This is a genomic window from Rhodococcus sp. B7740 (assembly GCF_000954115.1).
Lineage (GTDB): Bacteria > Actinomycetota > Actinomycetes > Mycobacteriales > Mycobacteriaceae > Rhodococcoides.
In genome coordinates this window covers 1444201-1466963 of sequence record NZ_CP010797.1, presented here as the reverse complement: position 1 = coordinate 1466963, position 22763 = coordinate 1444201, and the positions used below count along the sequence as shown (strand labels likewise).

Genomic DNA, 22763 nt, shown 5'->3' with positions numbered 1-22763 from the left:
GGCTCGAGGCTACTCACTGCACGGCCGCCTGCTCACAGGCACTGCGTGAGCGACTAGTCTGACAACCTGTGATCACCCGTCTTTCGCAGTTGTTCCTTCGTACCCTTCGCGACGACCCGGCCGACGCCGAGGTCGACAGTCACAAGTTGTTGGTCCGCGCCGGTTACGTCCGCCGTATCGCGCCGGGCGTCTACTCCTGGTTGCCGCTGGGTCTGCGGGTGCTTCGGCAGGTCGAGCGTGTCGTGCGCGAGGAGATGAACGCCATCGGTGCGCAGGAGATATCCCTGCCCGCACTGCTGCCGCGCGAGCCGTACGAGACCACCAATCGGTGGACCGAATACGGCGACGCCCTGTTCCGGTTGCAGGATCGCAAGGGCAACGACATGCTGCTCGGTCCCACGCACGAGGAACTGTTCGCGCTGACGGTCAAGGCCGAGTACAACTCGTACAAGGACCTGCCGGTCACGCTCTACCAGATTCAGACCAAGTACCGCGACGAAGAGCGTCCCCGCGCCGGCATTCTGCGTGGCCGCGAGTTCGTGATGAAGGACTCGTACTCCTTCGACATGGACGAGGACGGACTGAAGAAGTCCTACGCCGCCCACCGTGAGGCGTACCAGCGCATCTTCGCCCGCCTCGGGGTCAGCTACGTCATCGTCGCCGCGACGTCCGGTGCCATGGGAGGCAGCGCCTCCGAGGAATTCCTGGCCGAGAGCGACATCGGTGAGGACACCTACGTGCGCTGCATCGAGTCGGGATACGCGGCCAATGTCGAGGCCGTCACCACGCCGGCACCTGCGCCGCTGCCGATCGAAGGGCAGCCCGCTGCCGTCGATCACGAGACCGGCGACACCCCCACCATCGCGACCCTGGTGGAGTGGGCCAACTCCGCAGATCTCGGACGCACCGTCACCGGCGCGGACACACTCAAGAACATCCTACTCAAGGTGCGGGGTGCCGAAGGGGAGTGGGAACTGCTCGCCATCGGCCTGCCCGGTGACCGCGAGGTGGACGAGAAGCGCCTCGAAGCGTCACTCGAGCCTGCCGAATTCGCTCTGCTCACCGACGCGGACTTCGCGGCCAATCCGTTCCTCGTCAAGGGGTACATCGGGCCTCGTGCGTTGCAGGCCAACGGAGTTCGGTACCTCGTCGATCCCCGGGTGGTCGACGGCACGTCGTGGATCACCGGCGCGGACGTCAAGGGCAAGCACGTGGTCAACCTCGTCGCCGGTCGCGATTTCGTTCCCGACGGCACCATCGAAGCAGCCGAGGTGCGTGACGGCGACATGTCTCCCGACGGTCGTGGACCGCTCGTCAGTGCTCGCGGAATCGAGATCGGACACATCTTCCAGCTCGGCTACAAGTACACCGATGCGTTCTCTGTCGACGTCCTCGGTGAGACCGGCAAGCCGGTTCGCCTGACTCAGGGTTCCTACGGCGTCGGCGTCTCGCGTCTGGTCGCCGTGATCGCCGAGCAGATGCACGACGACAAGGGTCTGCGGTGGCCGTCGGAGGTTGCACCTGCCGATGTCCACCTGGTGATCGCGAACAAGGACGACGCTGCGCGAGCGGGTGCGGAATCCATTGCGACACAACTCGATTCCCAGGGCATCGAGGTGCTGTTCGACGATCGCAAGGCCTCGCCCGGAGTGAAGTTCAAGGACTCGGAACTGATCGGTGTTCCGCTGGTGGTCGTTCTCGGCCGCGGTTGGGCCGACGGCAAGGTCGAGATCCGTGATCGCTTCACCGGTGAGAGTCGCGAACTCGACATCGACTCGGCGGTCGAGGGGATCGTCGAGGCCGTGCGGCGCACGCCGTAGGACAGTCTCGCGATCTTGCTGCGCGGTCGTTTACCCGCTGGTAGCTTCGGGTCACCGACTAGGAGAGGTCACACCGTGGCTCAGTATGCGCTGTTCGATCCGACAACGTTCGATCCGGTCGAACTGGACGAGGAATCTCGCCGACAACTGCGCGCACTGATCGAGTGGTTCGAAAGTCGCGGCAAGGGCAGACTCCTGGCCGACGATCTGGACAGCGTCTGGCCGGCCGACTTTCTCGAATTCGTCGCCGAGAAGAAGCTGTTCGCGACCTTCTCCACGCCCGCCGCGTACGCGGAGGGATCGCCGAACACGCGGTGGGACGCTGCACGCAACGCTGCCCTGAGCGAGGTTCTCGGGTTCTACGGACTGGCCTACTGGTACACCTGGCAGGTCACCGTGCTGGGTCTGGGCCCCATCTGGATGAGTGCCAACGACGACGCCAAACGCCGCGCCGCACGCGAGCTGGATCGTGGCGGTGTGATGGCGTTCGGACTCTCCGAGCGCGCACACGGAGCCGATGTCTACTCCACCGACATGCTGTTGACGCCCGCGTCCGAGGACTCCGAGCTCGAGTTCACCGCGTCGGGGGAGAAGTACTACATCGGAAACGGCAACGTTGCGGGCATGGTCTCGGTGTTCGGCCGACGCACCGACGTGGACGGACCCGATTCGTACGTGTTCTTCGTGGCCGACAGCTCGCATCCGGCCTATCGGCTTCGCGAGAGCGTCGTCCACGGGCAGATGTACGTCAGCACGTTCGCGCTCGAGAACTACCCCGTCCGGCAGCAGGACATCCTGCACACCGGTGCCGATGCGTTCTCGGCCGCGCTGAACACGGTCAACGTCGGCAAGTTCAACCTCTGCACCGGCTCCATCGGCATCTGCGAGCACGCGTTCTACGAGGCGATCACGCACGCGAACAACCGAATTCTGTACGGCAATCGCGTCACCGACTTCCCGCACGTGCGCAGCGCATTCGTCGACGGCTACTCGCGTCTGATCGCCATGAAGCTGTTCAGTGCTCGGGCGCTGGACTACTTCCGCGGCGCGGGAGCCGAGGATCGGCGCTACCTCCTGTTCAATCCGATGACCAAGGCCAAGGTCACCTCGGAGGGCGAAACGGTCGTCCGTCTGTTGCACGACGTCATCGCGGCCAAGGGGTACGAGAAGAACACCTACTTCCGTGAGGCAGCCCAGTTGATCGGAACACTTCCCAAACTCGAGGGCACCGTGCACGTCAACGTCGCCCTGATGCTCAAGTTCATGCCTGCCTACATGTTCTCGCCCACCGACTACCCCGATGTCGGCACTCGGACCGAGCCGGTGGACGACAGCTTCTTCTTCGCTCAGGGCCCGGCGAGGGGTGCGAGTTCGGTGCGGTTCCACGACTGGAATCCGGTGTACCGGAAGCACTCCGGTATCCCCAATGTCGGACGGTTCTACGAGCAGGCGCAGGCGTTCAGGTCGTTTCTCGCCGAGTGCGCGCCCGACGAAGCGCAGCAGAAGGACCTCGACTTCCTGCTCGTGGTCGGCCACCTGTTCTCGCTCGTCGTCTACGGTCACCTTCTGCTCGAGCAGGCCGACGAGATCTCGACCGAGATGATGGACCAGATCTTCGATTTCCAGATCAGGGACTTCTCCGGTTACGCCGTCGCGCTGTACGGGAAGCCGTCGTCGACTGCTGCGCAACAGCAGTGGGCTCTGGATGCGATTCGCAAGCCGGTGGTCGACGAAGGCCGTTTCGAGACGGTCTGGAACGAGGTCGTCTCGTACGACGGTCGGTACGAGATGCGTCCCTGATCGTCACAGCGCTCCGGGATCGGTCGGAACGAGCTTCGTCCCGAATGCGCACATCGTCATCTCGTGCAGTCCGGCGCTGTCCTCGGGATGCTCCGGTGCCTGCATCGACATCAGGACGTTGAGCAGCATTCCGTGCGCGATGAACGCGCGTGCCTGATCTTCCGAACAGCCCGTTCCGTTGCGGATCTGGCTGTAGATCGCGCCCATTCCTTCTCGGGCCTGCCGGCCGATCTCGGGTACCGCTCCTGCGCCGAACCCGTGCATCATGACCATCAACAGGTCGCGATCGGCCACCAGGTCGGCGTAGGCACCCCCGAGGTCGGCCCAGGTCCGGTCGTCGGCCGGGTCGAGGGGGCCCGAAGCCAGAACTCGGTCGAACGCCGTCATGATGCCGTCGATGGAGCGTTGGAACACGAGCCGGAACAATTCGACTTTGGTTCCGAACATGCGGACTACGTAGGGCTGCGATACGCCGGCCAGTTTCGCCACTGCGTCGGTACTCGTTCCGGCGTAGCCCCCGCGTGCGAACGCCTGTGTCGCGGCGTCGAGGACGAGTTCGCGGCGGTCGGCCGCGTCCATCCGGGTGGCTCTGGGCTTGGCGATCGAGGCGTCGGACATGTTGACAGGTTATCAGTCGATAACTTACGGTCTGAATTAAGTAATCATTCGATGCTTACAAGCTCCGAGACGGGACGTCCACCATGACCGCCACCACCTCTCCGCCTGCAGTGCAACCGGCCACTCGGAACGTTCCGGTGTGGCTCGGCATCGTCGCAGCGTCCCTGCCGATGTTCATGGCAACGCTCGACAATCTCGTGATGACCAGTGCACTCCCGGTCATCCAGCAGGATCTGAACGCCTCTGTCGGACAACTGCAGTGGTTCCTCAACGCGTACACCCTCAGCTTCGCGACGTTCATGCTCACAGCGGCGACGCTCGGTGACCGATGGGGCAGACGCGCGGTGTTCCTCGGCGGAATCGCCGTCTTCACCGCCGCCTCCGTTGCCAGCGCGCTCGCCACGACTCCAGCGATGCTCATCGCGGCACGCGCCGTACAAGGAATCGGTGCTGCCGCGATCATGCCCTTGTCCCTGGCCCTGCTCGCCGCGGTCGTGCCGGTGGGCAAGCGTGCGATGGCAATCGGTATCTGGGGAGGAGTCTCCGGCCTCGGCGTCGCACTGGGGCCGGTGGTCGGCGGAGCCGTCGTCGACGGGATCTCATGGCAGGCGATCTTCTGGATCAACGTACCGGTGGCACTCGTCGCAATACCGCTGGCGTACATCGCGCTGAAGGAAACCGCAGGGCGTAGCCGACCGCTCGATCTGCTCGGCGTGGTCCTCTCGGGCGGCGGAGTCTTCCTCCTGATCTGGGCGGTGGTGCACGGCAACGACGACGGGTGGGCGTCGGCGACGGTGCTCGCCGGCTTCATCGGCTCGGCGGTACTGCTCGTGGCCTTCGTCCTGCGTGCCTCACGCACCCGATACTCGGTGCTGCCCCTTGCCCTGTTCCGTTCGCGCAGCTTCACCATCGCCAACATCATCGGAATCATGTTCTCGCTCGGCATGTTCGGTGCGGTGTTCCTCCTCGCGCAGTACCTGCAGATCGTCATGAACTACACGCCGTTCCAGGCCGGACTACGCACACTGCCGTGGACTGCCGCACCGATGGTGGTCGCACCGATCGCCGGTCTGCTCGCCGAGCGCGTCGGCCTGCGCGGGCTACTGGTCGGCGGCCTGGCGCTGCAGTCGGTCTCGCTCGTGTGGATGGCGCTGATTCTGGGACCCGATACCGAGTACCCGGCGATGGTCCCGGCGTTGCTGATGGCCGGAGTGGGCATGGGACTGACGTTCGCTCCGTCCGCCACGGCGGTGCTGCGCGATATGAAGGACGACGATCACGCCACCGCGAGCAGCGCGAACTCCACCGTGCGGGAGGTGGGTATCGCGCTCGGCATCGCGGTGCTGACTGCGGTGTTCATCGGAGCGGGTGGATCACTGACGCCCACCGGTTACACCGACGCCCTGGCACCGGCACTGCTGGTCGGTGCAGGGGCAGTGGCGATCGGACTCGTGGCGGCGCTGTTCATGCCGGGACGTTCCGCCGGACCGGCAGGCGCGATCACGGTTGGCCGGGAAATGCCGTCGACGACGGACTGACGCCCAGAATCTGCTGCCACGTCGCGAGGCGAACCGCGGCGTCGGTCAGTGCCTGCACTGCCATGTCGCGGGTCGCTCCCGACCGGCTGCGTTCGATCGACGAACGCCACGCGATGCTCGTGTCGATCTCCGCCTGCGCGGCCAACTGCGCAGCCGAGATCGCGTCGGTCACCGGGAACGGGGACGCGTACGCCGGATCGGGCAGTGGCACAGTGACGCTCGCCGCCTGGAGCGCATCGATGGTCGCGTCTCGGCGCGCGCGGTGAGCGGCAGTGTTCGACGCCACCAGCTCGGCGCGCGTCGGGTTGGAGAACGCCGCGACGACGCCGTAGGCGAACACCGCCGCGTACTCCGCGTGCAGGGCATCGACCAGGCCTTGCTGTTCCGGACCTAGATCGCTCATGCCAGAACCACCAGGGCCGAGACGGTGCACGAGGCGCTGATCGATCCGAGAAGCCCTGCCCGGTAACCACTTTCGTTGCGAGCCGCATCCGCTGCGCTGCGAGCGGACGCAGTCAACATCTCCCGTACGGCGGCCAGGTCGGGCGGCGGCGTGGTGGGAGCCGGTGTGGTGGTGGCCGTGACCGACGACCTGTCGGTCGAGGTGCCGGTGGCGCGGGCGATCTCGGTGTCGAGCGCATCGGCGTGTTCGGTCCGCTGCGCCGCAACGATTCCGAGTGCGGCCGCGTAGTCGGCGATCACGGCCGCGGCCGCGGTCGCATCGGCGGCATCGGCTCGGGCTGCGCGCAACTGCGCGGTCAGGGTATCGAGGGCAGGACCCGAGATCTCTTCTCTGCCGCAGGCCACCATCGTGGAAACGGTGGTCGCCGACAGTACGGCGGCACCGGCGAGTCGGAACAACCCGCGGCGACTGAGCGCGAAGGGGACGGTCGGCGTTGGCACTCCGATATCGTGCCAGACCGCAGCGCCGGCACGCGCCGTGCCCGTGCGTCGCGTCGACCGATCGTGGTCACGAGCAGTGCCTGCGGGGCGGTAGGCTGTTGGTTCACCAAACGCAGTCCGGCTGCCGCACGCCGGATCGCCCACAACTACACACGAGGAGTTCGCGACATGCCTGTTCCGTCCAAGGAAAGGGTTGTCGAACTGCTCGCCGACCTCGTTCGGGAACGGGGTTACGACCTCGAAGACGTGAACGTCGTCGCCGCAGGAAAACACAGCGCAGTGCGGATCATGGTCGATCGCGAAGAGGGAATCGACCTCGACGCGCTCCCGGAACTGAGCCGCGAGATCTCGGACGCCTTCGATGCCGTGACCGATTTCGGGGAAGCCCCGTACACCCTGGAAGTCACCACCCCCGGAATCGACCGCCCGCTGACCCAGGCTCGGCATTGGCGTCGGGCCCGCGGACGGAAGGTGCGTATCGAGCTCGGCGACGGCAAGTTCGACGGTCGCGTCGGCGTGCTCGACGGTGATTCGGTCACCGTGGTGACCAAGGAGAAGGGTGTGCTGGCGACTCGCTCCGTTGCACTGTCCGATGTAGTGAAAGCTGTTGTACAGGTGGAGTTCTCGCGGCCGAGTGCCGAAGAGATGGACCTGGCGGGTGGTGTGGTCGGAGGTCGGCCGTCACCCGCGAACACCGATGAGATCGTGGACGTGGAAGCACCGGAAGAAGGGTCGGACAAGTGAATATCGACATTGCCGCATTGCGTGCCATCGAGGCGGACAAGGGAATTCCGATCGAGATGGTGATCTCGACGATTCAGACCGCGTTGCTGACGGCCTACCGGCACACCGAGGGGCACCAGTCCAACGCGTGGATCGACGTCGATCGCAAGACCGGTTCCGTTCGAGTGATGGCCAAGGAAATCGACGCCGACGGCAATGTGATCTCCGAGTGGGACGACACCCCGGAAGGCTTCGGACGCATCGCGGCGACCACGGCGCGTCAGGTCATCCTTCAGCGCCTGCGCGACGCCGAGCACGAGCGGTCGTTCGGTGAGTACGCCACACACGAGGGCGAGATCGTCAACGGCGTCATCCAGCGCGACACGCGCGCCAACGCCAAGGGCACCGTCATCGTCCGCATCGGCAGTGACGCCAACGGAGCCGACGGCCTCCTGCCGCCCGCCGAGCAGGTGCCGGGTGAAAGCTACGAGCACGGCGAACGCATCAAGTGCTACGTCGTCGGAGTCGCCCGAGGTAATCGGGGTCCGCAGATCACGTTGTCGCGCACCCATCCGAATCTGGTGCGCAAGCTGTTCGCCCTCGAGGTGCCCGAGATCGCCGACGGTTCGGTCGACATCGTCGCAGTGGCCCGCGAGTCGGGGCACCGCTCGAAGATCGCCGTTGCCTCCACCGTGTTCGGTCTCAACGCCAAAGGCGCGTGCATCGGACCGATGGGACAGCGCGTGCGCAACGTGATGAGCGAACTTGCCGGCGAGAAGATCGACATCATCGATTTCGACGAGGATCCGGCCACGTTCGTCGGGAATGCACTGTCCCCGTCGAAGGTTGTCTCTGTGACCGTCGTCGACGCGGTTGCTCGCGCGGCCCGGGTCGTGGTTCCCGAGTACCAGCTTTCTCTGGCCATCGGCAAGGAAGGGCAGAACGCTCGACTGGCCGCTCGATTGACCGGCTGGCGCATCGACATCCGCAGCGATGCGGCGGCACCCGAGACGACCAGCGCATAGGGCCGGAATGCGGAGTTCGGGGCAATACAGCGGTAGAGTGGTCGATGGTTCGGTAACGACCTCTCGGCCCAGAGGCATGAACGCGAGTATCCGGTGGTGACAAGCCGGCCGATTCGTACATGCATCGGGTGCAGGGAGCGACTGCCGGCCGCCGATCTGTTGAGGATCGTGGTTCGAGAAGCTGGTTCGCACGAATTCGCTCTCGTCCCCGACGTCCGGCATTCGATGTCCGGCCGTGGTGCGTGGTTGCACTACAGCCGAGAATGCCTGCACAATGCGGAACGACGCCGAGTCTTCGGTCGTGCGTTTCGGATATCGGGAAATGTGGACTCGTCCGCAGTGACAGTCGTGCTCGACGAGTACGAGCAGCTGCAGGCCGAGAACACGACAAGAGCAACACCCGTCGACAAGAACAGGCAACAGCACTGATGAGCACACCGTGAAGCACCAACGATGAACGTCCATCGGAGATAACCCGAGGTCGTGCGGGCACCAAGCCTCGCTCGGCCTCTCAGTGAGGAGAGCAGTGGCAGGCAAGGCCCGCGTGCACGAGTTGGCAAAAGAACTCGGTGTCACCAGCAAGGAACTACTCGCACGGCTCAAAGAGCAAGGCGAGTTCGTCAAGTCCGCATCATCCACAGTCGAAGCCCCAGTGGCACGTCGACTTCGTGAATCCTTCCCGTCCGACGGTGCGGACGCGTCCGCACCCGCCGCAGCTGCACCGAACGGTCGCGCAGCGGCCGATCGCGCTGCAGGCAGCACCGCGAAGCCGGGCGCAGCGAAACCGGGCGGACCCCGTCCCGGCCCCAAGCCGGCACCCCGTCCGGCAGAGCCGGAAGCACCCGCAGCGCAAGCTCCGGCGGAGGCAGCTCCCGCTGCACCCGCAACTCCGGCAGCCGCACCGGCTCCGGCCCCGGCAGCGCCGACCCCTTCGCCCGCAGCGCCCGCCGCTCCGGTCGAGCAGGCTCCGGCCGCGTCGGCTGCGACCAGCGACGCTGCACCGGCCCCGGCAGCTCCCAAGCCAGCAGGTCCCGGCCCCAAGCCCGGCCCCAAGGCTCCGCGTGTCGGTAACAACCCGTACTCCTCGGCTCCCGTGGAGCGACCGGCTCCCCGTCCCGCACCCGGTGCTCCGCGCCCCGGTGGCGGACGGCCGGCTCCCGGACAGGGTGGACCCCGTCCCGCAACACCGTCCGGTGGCACTCGTCCGGCTCCCGGCCAGGGTGGGCCCCGTCCCGCACCGGGCCAGGCCGGACCTCGTCCGAGCCCGGGCTCGATGCCTCCTCGCCCCAACCCCGGTGCCATGCCGACCCGTTCGGCACGTCCCGGTCCCGCAGCAGGTCGTCCCGGTCGTCCCGGTGGCGCTCCGGGCGGACGTCCCGGCGGCGGTGGTGGCGGTGGTTACCGCGGCGGCGGCGCTCCCGGCGCTCCCGGTGGTGCCCCCGCAGGCGGCGCTCCCGCAGGCGGGTTCCGCGGTCGTCCCGGCGGCGGTGGACGCCCCGGTCAGCGCGGCGCAGCAGCAGGTGCATTCGGTCGTCCCGGCGGAGCAGTTCGTCGTGGCCGCAAGTCGAAGCGGGCGAAACGCGCCGAGTACGAGAGCATGCAGGCTCCCGCAGTCGGCGGCGTCAGGCTGCCCCGCGGCAACGGTGAGACCATCCGTCTCGCCCGCGGCGCATCGCTGTCGGACTTCGCGGACAAGATCGACGCGAACCCGGCCGCACTCGTGCAGGCCCTGTTCAACCTCGGCGAGATGGTCACCGCGACGCAGTCCGTCAACGACGAGACGCTGGAGCTTCTCGGCGGCGAGATGAACTACGTCGTTCAGGTCGTCAGCCCCGAGGACGAGGATCGTGAGCTGCTCGACTCGTTCGACCTCACCTACGGCGAGGATGCCGGCGGCGAGGAAGACCTGGAACAGCGTCCCCCGGTCGTCACCGTCATGGGCCACGTCGATCACGGTAAGACGCGACTGCTCGACTCGATTCGTAACACCACGGTGCGCGAAGGCGAGGCAGGCGGAATCACGCAGCACATCGGTGCGTACCAGGTGCTGACCGAGCTCGAAGGCAACGAGCGTCTCGTGACGTTCATCGACACCCCCGGTCACGAGGCCTTCACGGCCATGCGTGCCCGTGGTGCCAAGGCCACCGACCTCGCGATCCTCGTGGTCGCAGCCGACGACGGCGTCATGCCGCAGACGGTGGAGGCCATCAACCACGCCCAGGCGGCCGACGTGCCGATCGTGGTCGCGGTGAACAAGATCGACAAGGAAGGCGCGAACCCGGACAAGATCCGGCAGCAGCTCACCGAATACGGTCTGGTCGCCGAGGAATACGGCGGCGAGACGATGTTCGTCGACATCTCCGCCAAGCAGGGCACCAACATCGATGCCCTCCTCGAAGCGGTGCTGCTGACGGCCGACGCGTCGCTCGATCTGCGCGCCAACCCGGACATGGACGCGCAGGGTGTCGCCATCGAGGCGCACCTCGACCGTGGTCGTGGCCCCGTCGCGACCGTGCTCATCGCTCGCGGAACGCTCCGTGTCGGTGACTCGATCGTCGCAGGCGACGCGTACGGACGCGTTCGTCGAATGGTCGACGAGCACGGCGAGGACGTCACCGAAGCGATGCCGTCCCGTCCGGTGCAGGTCATCGGCTTCACGTCGGTGCCCGGTGCAGGCGACAACCTGTTGGTCGTCGACGAGGATCGGATCGCCCGTCAGATCGCCGACCGTCGAAATGCGCGCAAGCGCAATGCGTTGGCAGCCAAGAGCCGCAAGCGCATCAGCCTCGACGATCTCGATGCAGCTCTGAAGGAGACCTCGCAGCTGAACTTGATCCTCAAGGGCGACAACTCGGGAACCGTGGAAGCACTCGAAGAGGCGCTGCTCGGTATCGAGATCGACGACGAGGTGGAGCTGCGCGTCATCGACCGCGGTGTCGGTGGCGTCACGGAGACCAACGTCAACCTGGCGTCGGCATCCAACGCGATCATCATCGGCTTCAACGTTCGAGCGGAGGGCAAGGCCACCGAGCTGGCCAACCGCGAAGGCGTCGACATCCGGTACTACTCGGTGATCTACCAGGCCATCGACGAGATCGAGAAGGCCCTCAAGGGCATGCTCAAGCCGGTGTACGAGGAGGTCGCCCTCGGGCAGGCCGAGATCCGCGCGCTGTTCCGTTCCTCCAAGGTCGGAAACATCGCCGGTTGCCTCGTCACCTCCGGTACGATCCGTCGCAACGCAAAGGCGCGGCTCATCCGAGACAGTGCAGTTGTCGCGGAAACCGTCACGATCTCCTCTCTCCGCCGCGAGAAGGACGACGCGACGGAGGTTCGTGAGGGATACGAGTGTGGTTTGACGGTGACGTACTCCGACATCAAGGTGGGCGATGTCATCGAGGCGTACGAACTCCGTGAAAAGCCGCGCGACTAGAACCGATGCGGAGCCGTTCGGCTCCGCATCCGGTCGCGTCGGCTCGGTGGTGAAGCCAGGGGAGTGACACTGCGCTCCGACTTTCGAGCCGGTGGTGGTACGACAGCTGTACCACCACCGGCTTTGTCGTCGAAGCTGATCGAAGGACGTCAGCGTGTATCTGGGTGCTTTGGAGTTGGACGTGTTGTTGGGGGACGTGCGTTCGCTCGCCGAGAAAAGGTCGATGGTGGAACCGGTCCTCGGTGATCTCCAACGGCTGGGAGTGTCGGCGGCCGAAACCGGTGAGCGAGAACGTATTCGGCGGTCCCTGCTGGGGGTCGCTGCAGCCGGTACCGATGTAGATCTACTGCACGACAAACTAGACGAGTGCGAACGGCATGTCGCCGAACGCAACGATCTGGAACTGTTGGCGGTACGCCGGAGAATCTTCGGACCCGAGGATTGATCCGGTGCCTGTGCCGAGCACTGTCCGGCAGAGGTGGAGTGCACAACCGTCGGTACGTCGCGAGAATCGACGTCCGGCCATGAAAGAGGAGTGTGATTGTCGTGGTGGATCAGGCCAGGGCTCGAAAGTTGTCCAAGCGAATCGCCGCCATCGTTGCGACGGCGATCGATCACGAGATCAAGGATCCCCGGCTGGCGTTCGTGACCATCACCGATACCAAGGTGACCGCCGACCTGCACGACGCAACGGTGTACTACACCGTCATGGGTGAAGACCTCGATACTCCGCCCGACCTGCAGGCTGCCGCAGCAGGACTCGAGAAGGCCAAGGGCGTCCTGCGCTCGAAGGTCGGGGCAGGAACGGGTGTGCGGTACACGCCGACGTTGACGTTCGTGACCGACACGGTGCCCGACACCGCACGCCACATGGAAGACCTTCTCGAACGCGCCCGAGTGGCCGACGAGGAACTGGCCCGCGCCCGTGCGAACGCCAAGCCCGCAGGCGACCCCGACCCATACAAAGCCCCGCGCGAGCCTGCAGACGTCGAGCCCGCCGAAGCCGACTGACATGGCCGATGGTTCGGGGTCGGTGTCGGAGACCGACGAGGATCTGACCCGGGCGATCGAGATGCTCGAACGTGCATCCTCGGTGACCGTGCTGTGTCACGTTCAGCCCGATGCCGACACGATCGGCAGTGGGCTCGCGCTCGGTTCGGTACTCGAACGTCGCGGTGCGAGGGTCCAGGTGGCGTTCGCAGCTCCGTCGTCTCTGCCCGAGTCGATGGACGAGCTGCCGGGAAGGCACCTTCTCGTCGACGCCGACAAGGTCACGGACACCGTCGACCTGGTGGTCACCGTCGACGCCGGAAGTCGGGGTCGGCTGGGTTCGCTGGGCGATCGGCTCGATTCCGCGTCGGCGAGCCTCGTGATCGATCATCACCGCAGCAACACCCGATTCGGAACGGTCAACGTGGTGGATGCCTCCGCGGAGTCGACCACCGCTGTGATCGCGCGGATGTTGGACCAGTGGGGTGTGGAGATCGACGCAGATCTGGCGCACCTGCTGTTCGCGGGCCTGGTCACCGACACCGGTTCGTTCCGGTGGGTTCGTCCCGGGTCGCACCTGCTGGCCGAACGACTGCTGGCGACGGGCATCGACGGTGCCCACATCGCTCGCAAACTGCTCGACACCCATCCGTTCGAGTGGCTCCCGATGCTCGGTTCGGTCCTGGGTTCGGCCTCGCTGATTCCCGATGCCGTCGACGGACGCGGGCTGGTGTACGCCGTGATTCGCAGCGAGGATTCGGCCGGGTTGCGCTCCGAGGAGATCGAGAGCGTGATCGACATCGTGCGCACCACCTCCGAAGCCGAGGTGGCCGCCGTGCTCAAGCAACAGGACTTCGGCTCGATCTGGGTGGTTTCCCTGCGCTCGAAGACCGAGGTCGACGTCTCGGCAGTGGCGTGCGAACTCGGCGGCGGCGGGCACCGGAATGCAGCCGGCTACACCGCGACCGGCGAATTGTCCGACGTGATCGAAGCTCTGCGCGGAGCCTTGTCCACGTCGTGAGCTCCACTCCGGTCACCGCTCGAAAGATTCTCGGCCTGTCGCTGCCCTCCCTCGGCGTCCTCGCCGCCGAACCTCTCTACCTGTTGTTCGACGCCGCCGTGATCGGCAGGCTGGGTGCCTTGGCGCTCGCAGGTCTGGCGATCGGCGGGCTCGTGCTGGCTCAGGTCAGCACCCAGCTGACCTTTCTGTCCTACGGCACGACCGCGCGAGCGGCTCGTATGCACGGTGCCGGTCGCGAACGTGACGCTGTCGGCGAGGGTGTGCAGGCAACCTGGTTGGCCTTCGCGATCGGTATCGCCATCGTCGGGGTGATGCAACTCGCGGCAGAGCCCGTGGTGTCGGTACTCACCGGAGGTGGCGACATCGCCGCCGAGGCTCTCGCATGGCTGCGGGTTGCTCTGCTGGGTGTGCCGTTCATCCTGGTGTCTCTGGCCGGGAACGGATGGATGCGTGGAGTCCAGAACACGGTGACCCCACTGCGTTTCGTCGTGTTCGGCTTCGGTGTGTCGGCAGTTCTGTGCCCATTGCTGGTTCATGGGTTGCTCGGATTCCCGCGTCTGGAGCTGGTGGGGTCGGCCGTGGCCAACGTGATCGGGCAGGGCCTGGCCGGTGCGCTGTTCGTGTTCGCAGTCGTGCGAGCGAGCACCGAGTTGCGCCCGCGCTGGTCGGTGATGCGCGCGCAGCTGGTGTTGGGACGCGACCTGATCGTGCGCAGCCTGGCGTTCCAGGCCTGCTTCCTGTCTGCCGCCGCGGTCGCGTCGCGCTTCGGTGCGGCGTCGGTCGCCGCCAATCAGGTGGTCCTGCACATGTGGAACCTGGTGTCGCTGATGCTCGATTCCTTGGCGATCGCCGCTCAGACCCTGGTGGGTGCCGCCCTCGGCGCGAGCAGGACCGACGACGCGCGCGCACTGGCGTGGCGGCTGACCGCATGGTCGACGGTGTTCGCGGTCGTCCTCGCAGGCGTGTTCGCGGTCGGACGCTCGTTCGTCCCGGAGTTGTTCACCACCGACGCATCGGTCATCGACGAGATGCATGCGATCTGGTGGATCTTCGTGGCGATCATTCCGGTTGCGGGCGTGGTGTTCGCGCTGGACGGAGTGCTGCTCGGCAGTGGCGATGCTGCGTTTCTGCGGAACGCGACCATGGCGTGCGCCGTCGTGGGCTTTCTACCGTTCATCTGGTCGGCTCTGGTGTTCGACTGGGGGTTGGTCGGGATCTGGACCGGGCTCGGGGTCTTCGTCGGGCTACGCATGCTCGCCGTCGCGGGACGGGTGCTGTCCGGTAAGTGGTTGGTCGTCGGCAGCGACCGCCAACTACGCCACTGACCGTCGGTCAGGGCTGCGACGGCAACGCGGGGTGCAACGCCACCTCGTGGCTCTTGACGACGAAGAACACGCTGCGGCCGGGCTCGAGCCCGAGATCCGATACCGCAGCCGGGGTGATGTCGGCGGCCATGCCGGGGGAACCGTCGGGTTGCGGACGTGACCGAACACGAATGCCGGAGCCCTGCACCTCCATCTCTTCGATCACCACCTCGAACACGTTGCGGGGGCTTGCATCCGGTGCTGTCGGGTGTACCGACACAGCGGCGGGGGAGAACACCGCTACCAGTGGAGTGTCGGTGGCGTGCCGCCCGGAGCCGTGCACCGTCACTCCCCAGTCGGTGGTCAGGGACGTCGAGTCGTCGGCGTCGACGGCTCGTCCCGAGATCAGGTTCACCCCGGCGATGCGGGCACCGAATTCGCTGCGAGGGGCAGTGAGGACCTCGGTGACCGAGCCTCTCTCGACGACGCGCCCGCCGTCGACGACTGCGACGGAATCGGCGAGTGCAACGACGTCGAGCAGGTCGTGGGTCACGATCAAGGCCGTGCGACCGCTCTCGCGCAACACTGTGCGCAGCACGCGCCGAATGCCCGGTGCCGTGTCGACATCCAGTGCCGCCAGGGGTTCGTCGAGCAGCAACAGGCGTGGATCGGCCGCGAGAGCGCGCGCGATGGCGATACGTTGGGCCTGGCCGCCGGACAACTGCGCAGGGCGGCGATCGGCCAGGTGGGAGGCTCCGACGGCGTCGAGCCAGGTATCGGCGACTGTCCGGGCGGTGGCGCGGTCCGCGCCGGCGCTGCGTGGTGCGAAGGCCACGTTCGTGCGAGCGTCCATGTGAGGAAACAGCAGAGCTTCCTGAGCGAGGGTCGCAACGCCTCGCGCATGAATCGGCACGGCGGTGTTCGATGCGGTGTCGGTCAACACGTCCTCGCCCAGTCGGACGATTCCGTGGTCGGGTGCCACCACGCCCGAGACGAGTTGCAGCAGTGTCGATTTGCCCGCCCCGTTCGGCCCCAGAACAGCCACCGTCTCGCCCTCGCGGGCATCGAGTTCGAGATCGATGCCGCGGATACCGAGGGTGGCCCTCAGGTGTAGTGAACTCACAGCGTTCCCGACGATCGGGTGCCGCGTGCGGTGACGACAACGAGTGCCGCGACCAGAATCAGCACCAGCGACAGCGCCACCGCGGCATCGGGGTCGCTCTCGCGCTGCAGGTAGATTTCCAGCGGTAGCGTCCTGGTCACACCTTCGAGAGAACCGGCGAAGGTCAACGTCGCGCCGAATTCTCCGAGTGCGCGGGCGAAGGCGAGGACTGTTCCGGACATCAGTCCGGGAAGAATCAGTGGAACGGTGACCCGCCGTAGGACGGTCGTGGGGGTGGCACCGAGGGTGGCAGCCACCACGTCGTATCGGTCGCCGGCCGTACGGAGGGCTCCCTCGACGCCGACGACGAGGAAGGGGAGCGACACGAACACCTGCGCCAACACGACGGCCGAGGTGGTGAACGCTATTCGAATACCGAAGGCTTCGAGGTGCTCGCCCAACAGGCCTTGGCGTCCGAAGGTGTAGAGCAGCGCGATGCCGCCGACCACCGGGGGAAGAACCAAGGGCAGTACGACGAGAGAACGAAGGATCGACAGCCCTCGAATCGAGCTGCGCGAGAGCACGATTGCCATCGGAACGCCCAGAAGCACGCACACTGCGGTGCTGGCCGTCGCTGTCTTCAGGCTCAGAACCAGTGCTGCGACGGCGGATTCGGAGGTGACGAGACCGAGAAAATTCGACCAGTCGATTCGGGTGAACATCGCGGCCAAAGGCAACACGACGAGCAGGGCGCCCACGGCGGCCGGTGCGAATATCCACGGCGGTACCCCGACGGTCGGACGGCGTCCTGCCGATGGTTGCCCGCCGTCGACGGCTCTGGCGGTCACGGTGCCGCGAAACCGGCTCGACCGAGCACGTCTCGGCCGACGGGTCCGGTGACGAACTCGGTGAATGCGCGCGCTGTGTCGGGGTTGCCGGAACCCCGCAGTGTCGCGATCGGGTAGGTGTTGACGGCCTCGCTCGACTCCTCGAAGGGCACCGTGGTCACGGCTGCGCCTGCTCCGGCGGCGTCGGTGACGTAGACCAGTCCGGCATCGGCCTGCCCCGAGGTGACCTTGCCCAGTACGTCGGTGACCGAGGATTCCTCGCTCACGGCCGGGACGAGCGTGCCGGTTGCGGTCTCGACCGCGGCCGTCGCCGCACCGCAGGGCACCTGGGGCGCGCAGATCACGGTCAGAACATCGGGGTTCGCCAGATCGGCGAACGAGGCTATGCGGTCCGGGTTTCCGGGGGCGGTCACGATGGTCAGAGTGTTGGACGCGAAGTCGACGGGACTGCCGGCCACCAGATTCTCGTCGACCGTCGCGGTCATGTTCTTCGTATCCGCGGAGGCGAAGACGTCGGCTGGCGCGCCGGAGATCAGCTGTGCGGCCAGATCGGACGAACCCGCGAAACTGAACTCCACCGAGGTTCCGGGGTGTTCGGCCTCGAAGCGGGTACCGAGATCGGTGAACGTCGCGCGAAGCGATGCTGCGGCGAAGACCGTGATCTCGCCTCCGACTGCGTGGGCGTCCGAGGCCGCATCGGGCGTTGTCGAATCGGACTGCGAGCTGCATCCGACGAGCATCAGGGTGGCTGCAACCACGAGGGCTGATACCTGGCGCATTGTCTTCACGAACATCTCCTGCGTTCTACGGTGTCTCGACGATGACGGTGGTCGCCTTGACGACAGCGACGGTGACCTTGCCGGGCTCGAGCCCCAGTTCGCGAACCGATCGGGTGCTCATCAGCGACACGATCGTGAACGGCCCGCACTGCATGCTCACCTCGCTCATCACCGCGTCCGAGACGACCTCGGTGACCAAACCCACGAGCCGGTTGCGGGCCGAGCTGCCACCCGACGAGATCTCGGGCGGAGGAACGGCATGCTCGCGTGCGTAGTCCGCGAGGTCGCGACCGGCGATGACCTTGCGTCCGGTCTCGTCCTCGAGCGCGGGCAGCGCTCCGCTGTCGATCCATCTGCGCACGGTGTCGTCACTGACACCGAGGAGCGCTGCGGCGTCACGAACGCGAACCGGGGGCACTGTCATCGGGACGCAACCCCAGCAAACTTCCGCAAACAAGTCATGAGAGGCACCATATACCCGAATCTGCGGGTCTTTCGACTCGATCTCGGTGTCGGTGAGCAACACCGTTCGGTCGTCGACCGAATCGCCGCGTCACCCCGCCCGGACACTGCGCGGAATCTGCATGGAGTATTGGACGTTGGTACGTACTCGGACGGTTCTGGCGATTCGACGCCGGCGGCCGAGCGCATCGGAAGGAATTTTCAGTGGCAGCGAAGCTGTGGGCAGTGAGCGACATTCACGTCGGACATCGGGGTAACCGACCCGTGACCGAGGACATCTTTCCCGAATCTCCCGACGACTGGCTGATCGTTGCCGGCGACGTGTCGGAGAAGACCGACGACATCAAGTGGGCGCTCGAACTGCTCCGTAGCCGTTTCGCGAAGGTCATCTGGGTTCCCGGAAATCACGAGCTGTGGACGACGGTGAAAGATCCTGTCCAGATCCACGGTGCCGCCCGCTACGAGTACCTGGTCAACCTGTGCCGCGAGATCGACGTCGTCACCCCGGAGGATCCGTACCTGCGTTGGGAGGGTGAAGGCGGCCCGGCGACGATCGTGCCGATGTTCCTGCTCTACGACTACACGTTCTTGCCCCAGGGAGCGCGCGACAAGGAGCACGGCCTGGCTATCGCGCGAGAGAAGAACGTCGTCGCCACCGACGAATTCCTGCTGTCCTCGCAGCCGTACGCGACGCGAGATGCCTGGTGCCATGCGCGGATCGACGCCACCCGGGAGCGTCTCGATGCGTTGGACACCTCCGTTCCGACCGTGTTGATCAACCACTTCCCGATGGTCCGGCAGCCCACCGAGGTGCTGTTCTACCCGGAGTTCGCGCTGTGGTGCGGGTCCACTCTGACGGCGGATTGGCACACGCAGTACAACGCGATCTGCTCGGTGTACGGACACCTGCACATCCCGCGGACGACCTACTACGACGGCGTTCGCTTCGAGGAGGTGTCGGTGGGTTACCCGCGCGAATGGCAGCGCCGCGGCCTGCCGAAGAACGTTCTGCGCCAGATTCTTCCGGTCCCCGAGTATCCGCCGGGTGCGTTGAACAAGTGGGGCGGACACTTCACGGTGACGCCCGAGATGGAGGCAGAGGTAGAGAAGATGAGGGCAGGCAAGTGATCGAATCGATACTTCCCAACGGCGTCGTCTCGGCCGAATTGTTCGTGGACCCACCGGGTTTGACGCCGCATCCGCTCGAAGCTCCGCTGGTGGCCAAGGCGGTGGACAAGCGCAAGCGTGAGTTCACCTCGGCTCGACACTGTGCTCGGGTGGCGATGGAGAAGTTGGGTGTGGAGCCCGCGCCGATCATGCGCGGCAAGTCCGGTGCACCGCAGTGGCCGAAGGGTGTGGTCGGATCCTTGACCCACTGCGACGGCTATCGCGGCGCGGTCCTGGCCTATTCGATGCAGGTGCGGTCGGTGGGGATCGACGCCGAGCCGCACGGCCCCTTGCCCGACGGCGTGCTCGAGGCGGTGAGCCTGCCGGCCGAGCGGGAGTGGCTGGAGACGGCCGGTCGTGAGGACATCCACTGGGACCGAGTGTTGTTCTGTGCCAAGGAAGCGACCTACAAGGCCTGGGAGCCGTTGACCGGACGGTGGCTCGGTTTCGAGGACGCGCACATCACCTTCGAGCGAACCGGCTCCGGCGACGACCTCTCGGGAACGTTCCATTCCGAGTTGTTGGTGCCGGGCGACACCGTCTCCGGCCCGCCTCTGTCGGCGTTCGACGGTCGCTGGATGGTGGCCGGCGGTCTGGTGATGACGGCGATCTCGGTGATGTGACGGCCGGATTCGCGGGCCTGGCACAATGCTCTCTCGTGAGTGCCCGTGAAAAGATTTCGTCCGGTCTCGTCGGTGCCGGCCTCTTGGTGGTCGACAAGGGGCCGGGTGTGACGAGCCACGACGTGGTGGCGTCGTGTCGAAAACTGTTGCGCACCAGGAAGGTCGGCCACGCGGGGACTCTGGACCCCATGGCGACGGGCGTGCTGGTGCTCGGCGTGGAGCGTGCGACCAAGATGCTGGGATTGCTCTCGCTGACCACCAAGTCCTACACCGCGACCATCCGGCTCGGCCGGAGCACGACGACCGACGACGCCGAGGGCGACGTGCTGGCCGATGTCTCGGCCGTGCACGTCTCCGACTCCGAGATCCAGGCCGCGATCGCTGCCCTGACGGGCGACATCGAGCAGGTGCCTGCGAGCGTCAGCGCCATCAAGGTCGACGGGCAACGCGCCCACAAACTGTCCCGCGCAGGTGAGGAGTTCACCCTCGCCGCCCGCAAGGTCAGCGTCAGCCGATTCGACGTGACGGCCAGGCGCGATGTCGTGGACAACGAATCGGCATTCGTCGACCTCGATGTCGAGGTGGACTGCACGTCCGGGACCTATGTGCGTGCCCTGGCGCGCGATCTCGGCGCTGCACTCGGCGTCGGCGGCCACCTGACCGTGCTGCGTCGCACTCGCGTCGGACCCTTCACCCTCGACCATGCGCGGACGCTCGAAGAGCTGGCCGAGAACCCGGCCGTGAGCCTGGACATCGACCAGGCGGCGCGAACGGCCTTTCCGCACCGGCAGATCGACGCGGGTGAGGCGGAGTCGTTGAGCCAGGGAAGGTGGCTGGATCCGGTCGGAATCGACGGGGTGTACGCGGCGGTCGATCCCACGGGTCACACCATCGCTCTGCTTCAGGAGAAGGGCAAGCGCGCGAGTTCGGTCATGGTGGTGCGGCCCGCGACCTTGCGCGGACACTGAAGCGAACCGACGTCAGTTCGCCGGAACCATCCAGATCGCTTCGGCGGCGCGGTGGCCGAGGTCGATCGAATCGGTGGCGTCGGTGCGGGCGAGCTCGATGGCGACGGTGCCGGCGTAGTCACGTCGTTCGACCACCGTGATCGGCAGGTCCAGCGTGATGCCGACGGAATCGAAGTAGCGGAGCATGGCCGGGTCGGAATCGGAAATTCTGGCGACTCGGCCGGATTGTCCGTCGAGGTACTCGCTCAGGCGAGTCGCGGACGGAGTCTCGATCGCACCGTCCACCGACGGAATCGGGTCGCCGTGCGGGTCCCGTTCGGGGTGACCCAGTTTGGCGTCGATTCGATCCATCATCAGATCCGAGACTGCATGTTCGAGAATCTCTGCCTCGTCGTGCACTTCGTCCCAGCCGTACCCCAGTTCGCGGACCAGATAGGTCTCGATCAGACGGTGCCGACGCACCATGCCGATGGCAGCCAGGCGGCCCTTCTCGGTCAACGAGATGGCTCCGTAGCGGGCGTGGTCGACCATGCCCTGGTCGGCGAGCTTGCGAATCGCCTCGGACACCGTCGATGCGGAAACGCCGATGCGCTCGGAGAGCATCTTGGTGCTGACGGAGTCCTCGCTCCACTCACTGGCCGTCCAGATGACCTTGAGGTAATCCTGCGCAACCGCGGACAGCTGGACGCCCTCGTCGGCCGGTGCGGGATCGTCTTTTCGTTGCGCCACGTCGCCGAGCTTAGGCAATCCAATGGAAAAAGACATCTCACCCGGCCGGAGCCACCGGTACCTGTCCGCGTCGGCGCACGGCGCGGACGACGATGCCCTGTGAGGGGCTGAAGAGGTAAGCAAGCACGAAGACCAACCCCTGAGTGAGCACGACGCTGCCACCGGAGGACACGTCGAGATAGAAGCTGGCGTAGATCCCCACCAGCGCGCAACCCACCGAAACAAGCGGTGCCAGTACCAGCATGCGGGCGAAGCTGTGCGTGAGCAGATACGCCGACGCACCTGGGGTGATGAGCATCGCCACCACGAGAATCACGCCGACGGCCTGAAGTGCCACCACGGTCGTCAAAGCCAGCAGGGTCAGCATCACAGCCGAGATAACCGTCGGATTGATCCCGACGGCGCGGGCCTGGGTGCGGTCGAAGGCGAAGAGAGTGAAGTCCCGACGCTTGACGATCATGACGGCCAACGCGATGCCGCCGAGCACGAACACCTGGATCATGTCCGCCTGCGAGACGCCGAGCAGATTGCCGAACAGGATGTGGTTGAGGTCGATCTGGCTCGGAAACTTGGAGATCAGGACGACACCGAGCGCGAACAAGGTGGTGAAGACGACGCCGATGGCGGCGTCCTCCTTGACGATGGTGGTGTTGCGCACGACCCCGATGGCACCGACCGCGATGAGCGCGAACAGAAGAGCGCCGATCGCGAACGGTGCACCGAGCAGATACGACAATGCGACGCCGGGCAGCACGGCGTGCGAGACCGCGTCGCCCATCAGCGACCACCCGATGAGAACGAGCCAGCAGCTCAGCACCGCGCACACGATCGAGGCGGTCACGGTCACCAGGAGGGCCCGCTGCATGAAGGTGTATTCGAGTGGTTCGACGAGAAAATCGACGAGATACACGGT

The 22763-nt window shown here is 66.0% G+C and carries 22 protein-coding genes and 1 pseudogene; 14 read left to right on the top strand and 9 right to left on the bottom strand.

The window, feature by feature from the left end:
- Positions 1-68 precede the first annotated feature (68 nt).
- Positions 69-1820, top strand: a complete 1752-nt coding sequence (locus NY08_RS06725) for a proline--tRNA ligase (RefSeq protein ID WP_032397830.1) — start codon at positions 69-71, stop codon at positions 1818-1820.
- 75 nt (positions 1821-1895) lie between these two features.
- Positions 1896-3620 (top strand): acyl-CoA dehydrogenase family protein, encoded by a 1725-nt coding sequence (locus tag NY08_RS06720; RefSeq protein ID WP_045195535.1) that lies wholly within the window; start codon positions 1896-1898, stop codon positions 3618-3620.
- A gap of 3 nt (positions 3621-3623) precedes the next feature.
- On the opposite strand, the gene NY08_RS06715 is transcribed toward NY08_RS06720, so the two are convergent.
- Positions 3624-4238 (bottom strand): TetR/AcrR family transcriptional regulator, encoded by a 615-nt coding sequence (locus tag NY08_RS06715; RefSeq protein ID WP_045195533.1) that lies wholly within the window; start codon positions 4236-4238, stop codon positions 3624-3626.
- An 83-nt stretch (positions 4239-4321) separates the two neighbouring features.
- Here NY08_RS06715 and NY08_RS06710 point away from each other — a divergent pair, with 83 nt between their 5' ends.
- The gene (locus NY08_RS06710; RefSeq protein WP_045195531.1) at positions 4322-5776 is read left to right on the top strand and encodes a DHA2 family efflux MFS transporter permease subunit; all 1455 of its coding nucleotides are present in this window, start codon (positions 4322-4324) and stop codon (positions 5774-5776) included.
- Here the strand turns inward: NY08_RS06710 and NY08_RS06705 are convergent.
- Together NY08_RS06705 and NY08_RS06700 are read right to left on the bottom strand one after the other, a co-directional pair.
- A complete protein-coding gene (locus NY08_RS06705) occupies positions 5739-6179 on the bottom strand; it encodes a ferritin-like domain-containing protein (protein WP_032397833.1) in 441 nt (146 codons plus the stop codon). The genes NY08_RS06710 and NY08_RS06705 overlap by 38 nt on opposite strands.
- Positions 6176-6679, bottom strand: a complete 504-nt coding sequence (locus NY08_RS06700; RefSeq protein WP_045195529.1) for a hypothetical protein — start codon at positions 6677-6679, stop codon at positions 6176-6178. The genes NY08_RS06705 and NY08_RS06700 overlap by 4 nt, the downstream gene beginning before the upstream one ends.
- A 168-nt stretch (positions 6680-6847) precedes the next feature.
- Between NY08_RS06700 and rimP the strand changes: the two genes are divergently transcribed.
- The 8 genes and pseudogenes from rimP to NY08_RS06660 all read left to right on the top strand — a co-directional run bounded on the left by rimP (position 6848) and on the right by NY08_RS06660 (position 15193).
- Positions 6848-7423 carry a ribosome maturation factor RimP gene (rimP, locus tag NY08_RS06695; RefSeq protein WP_045199871.1) on the top strand — a complete coding sequence of 192 codons (576 nt, stop codon included), beginning with the start codon at positions 6848-6850 and terminating at the stop codon, positions 7421-7423.
- Entirely contained in the window at positions 7420-8427 is a 1008-nt protein-coding gene (gene nusA / locus NY08_RS06690) for a transcription termination factor NusA (RefSeq protein WP_045195527.1), read from the top strand. The genes rimP and nusA overlap by 4 nt, the downstream gene beginning before the upstream one ends.
- A 93-nt stretch (positions 8428-8520) precedes the next feature.
- A pseudogene (locus NY08_RS26705) lies at positions 8521-8733 on the top strand (YlxR family protein); the annotation flags it as partial.
- A 220-nt stretch (positions 8734-8953) separates the two neighbouring features.
- Positions 8954-11857, top strand: coding sequence for a translation initiation factor IF-2 (gene infB, locus NY08_RS06680; RefSeq protein WP_045195525.1), 2904 nt, complete (start codon positions 8954-8956; stop codon positions 11855-11857).
- A gap of 154 nt (positions 11858-12011) precedes the next feature.
- Positions 12012-12302, top strand: coding sequence for a DUF503 domain-containing protein (locus NY08_RS06675; protein ID WP_032397837.1), 291 nt, complete (start codon positions 12012-12014; stop codon positions 12300-12302).
- 101 nt (positions 12303-12403) lie between these two features.
- On the top strand, positions 12404-12868 hold the full coding sequence (gene rbfA / locus NY08_RS06670) for a 30S ribosome-binding factor RbfA (RefSeq protein WP_032398371.1): 465 nt from the start codon (positions 12404-12406) through the stop codon (positions 12866-12868).
- Position 12869: 1 nt separating this feature from the next.
- Positions 12870-13868 (top strand): DHH family phosphoesterase, encoded by a 999-nt coding sequence (locus NY08_RS06665; protein ID WP_045195523.1) that lies wholly within the window; start codon positions 12870-12872, stop codon positions 13866-13868.
- Positions 13865-15193 (top strand): MATE family efflux transporter, encoded by a 1329-nt coding sequence (locus NY08_RS06660; RefSeq protein ID WP_045195521.1) that lies wholly within the window; start codon positions 13865-13867, stop codon positions 15191-15193. The genes NY08_RS06665 and NY08_RS06660 overlap by 4 nt, the downstream gene beginning before the upstream one ends.
- Before the next feature lie 7 nt (positions 15194-15200).
- Here NY08_RS06660 and NY08_RS06655 read toward each other — a convergent pair whose 3' ends face one another.
- The 4 genes from NY08_RS06655 to NY08_RS06640 are packed head-to-tail and all read right to left on the bottom strand — an operon-like array spanning position 15201 to position 18325.
- Positions 15201-16295: a sulfate/molybdate ABC transporter ATP-binding protein gene (locus NY08_RS06655; RefSeq protein ID WP_144407317.1), complete on the bottom strand. Its 1095-nt coding sequence runs from the start codon at positions 16293-16295 to the stop codon at positions 15201-15203.
- On the bottom strand, positions 16292-17122 hold the full coding sequence (locus NY08_RS06650; RefSeq protein WP_045195519.1) for an ABC transporter permease: 831 nt from the start codon (positions 17120-17122) through the stop codon (positions 16292-16294). Before NY08_RS06650 ends, NY08_RS06655 begins: the two co-directional genes overlap by 4 nt.
- The gene (modA, locus tag NY08_RS06645; protein WP_373557299.1) at positions 17119-17916 is read right to left on the bottom strand and encodes a molybdate ABC transporter substrate-binding protein; all 798 of its coding nucleotides are present in this window, start codon (positions 17914-17916) and stop codon (positions 17119-17121) included. Before modA ends, NY08_RS06650 begins: the two co-directional genes overlap by 4 nt.
- Positions 17917-17926: 10 nt before the next feature.
- Entirely contained in the window at positions 17927-18325 is a 399-nt protein-coding gene (locus NY08_RS06640) for a TOBE domain-containing protein (protein ID WP_032398374.1), read from the bottom strand.
- A 242-nt stretch (positions 18326-18567) separates the two neighbouring features.
- Here NY08_RS06640 and NY08_RS06635 point away from each other — a divergent pair, with 242 nt between their 5' ends.
- Genes NY08_RS06635 through truB form a run of 3 tightly spaced genes read left to right on the top strand, consistent with a single transcriptional unit; the run spans position 18568 to position 21121 of the window.
- Positions 18568-19491: a metallophosphoesterase family protein gene (locus NY08_RS06635; RefSeq protein ID WP_045195517.1), complete on the top strand. Its 924-nt coding sequence runs from the start codon at positions 18568-18570 to the stop codon at positions 19489-19491.
- Positions 19488-20153 (top strand): 4'-phosphopantetheinyl transferase Npt, encoded by a 666-nt coding sequence (gene npt / locus NY08_RS06630; protein ID WP_045195515.1) that lies wholly within the window; start codon positions 19488-19490, stop codon positions 20151-20153. The genes NY08_RS06635 and npt overlap by 4 nt, the downstream gene beginning before the upstream one ends.
- Before the next feature lie 35 nt (positions 20154-20188).
- Positions 20189-21121, top strand: coding sequence for a tRNA pseudouridine(55) synthase TruB (gene truB / locus NY08_RS06625; protein ID WP_045199866.1), 933 nt, complete (start codon positions 20189-20191; stop codon positions 21119-21121).
- Positions 21122-21133: 12 nt separating this feature from the next.
- On the opposite strand, the gene NY08_RS06620 is transcribed toward truB, so the two are convergent.
- Positions 21134-21886 (bottom strand): metal-dependent transcriptional regulator, encoded by a 753-nt coding sequence (locus tag NY08_RS06620; RefSeq protein ID WP_371828393.1) that lies wholly within the window; start codon positions 21884-21886, stop codon positions 21134-21136.
- Position 21887: 1 nt separating this feature from the next.
- Positions 21888-22760, bottom strand: a complete 873-nt coding sequence (locus tag NY08_RS06615) for a metal ABC transporter permease (protein ID WP_045195512.1) — start codon at positions 22758-22760, stop codon at positions 21888-21890.
- Between the last annotated feature and the right edge of the window lie 3 nt (positions 22761-22763).

Coding starts and splice junctions, on each gene's coding strand:
- modA (WP_373557299.1), bottom strand. CDS start 17,916: ATGTTCGTGAAGACAATGCGCCAGGTATCAGCCCTCGTGGTTGCAGCC.
- NY08_RS06710 (WP_045195531.1), top strand. CDS start 4,322: ATGACCGCCACCACCTCTCCGCCTGCAGTGCAACCGGCCACTCGGAAC.
- NY08_RS06665 (WP_045195523.1), top strand. CDS start 12,870: ATGGCCGATGGTTCGGGGTCGGTGTCGGAGACCGACGAGGATCTGACC.
- rimP (WP_045199871.1), top strand. CDS start 6,848: ATGCCTGTTCCGTCCAAGGAAAGGGTTGTCGAACTGCTCGCCGACCTC.
- NY08_RS06705 (WP_032397833.1), bottom strand. CDS start 6,179: ATGAGCGATCTAGGTCCGGAACAGCAAGGCCTGGTCGATGCCCTGCAC.
- NY08_RS06715 (WP_045195533.1), bottom strand. CDS start 4,238: ATGTCCGACGCCTCGATCGCCAAGCCCAGAGCCACCCGGATGGACGCG.
- NY08_RS06620 (WP_371828393.1), bottom strand. CDS start 21,886: ATGTCTTTTTCCATTGGATTGCCTAAGCTCGGCGACGTGGCGCAACGA.
- NY08_RS06640 (WP_032398374.1), bottom strand. CDS start 18,325: ATGACAGTGCCCCCGGTTCGCGTTCGTGACGCCGCAGCGCTCCTCGGT.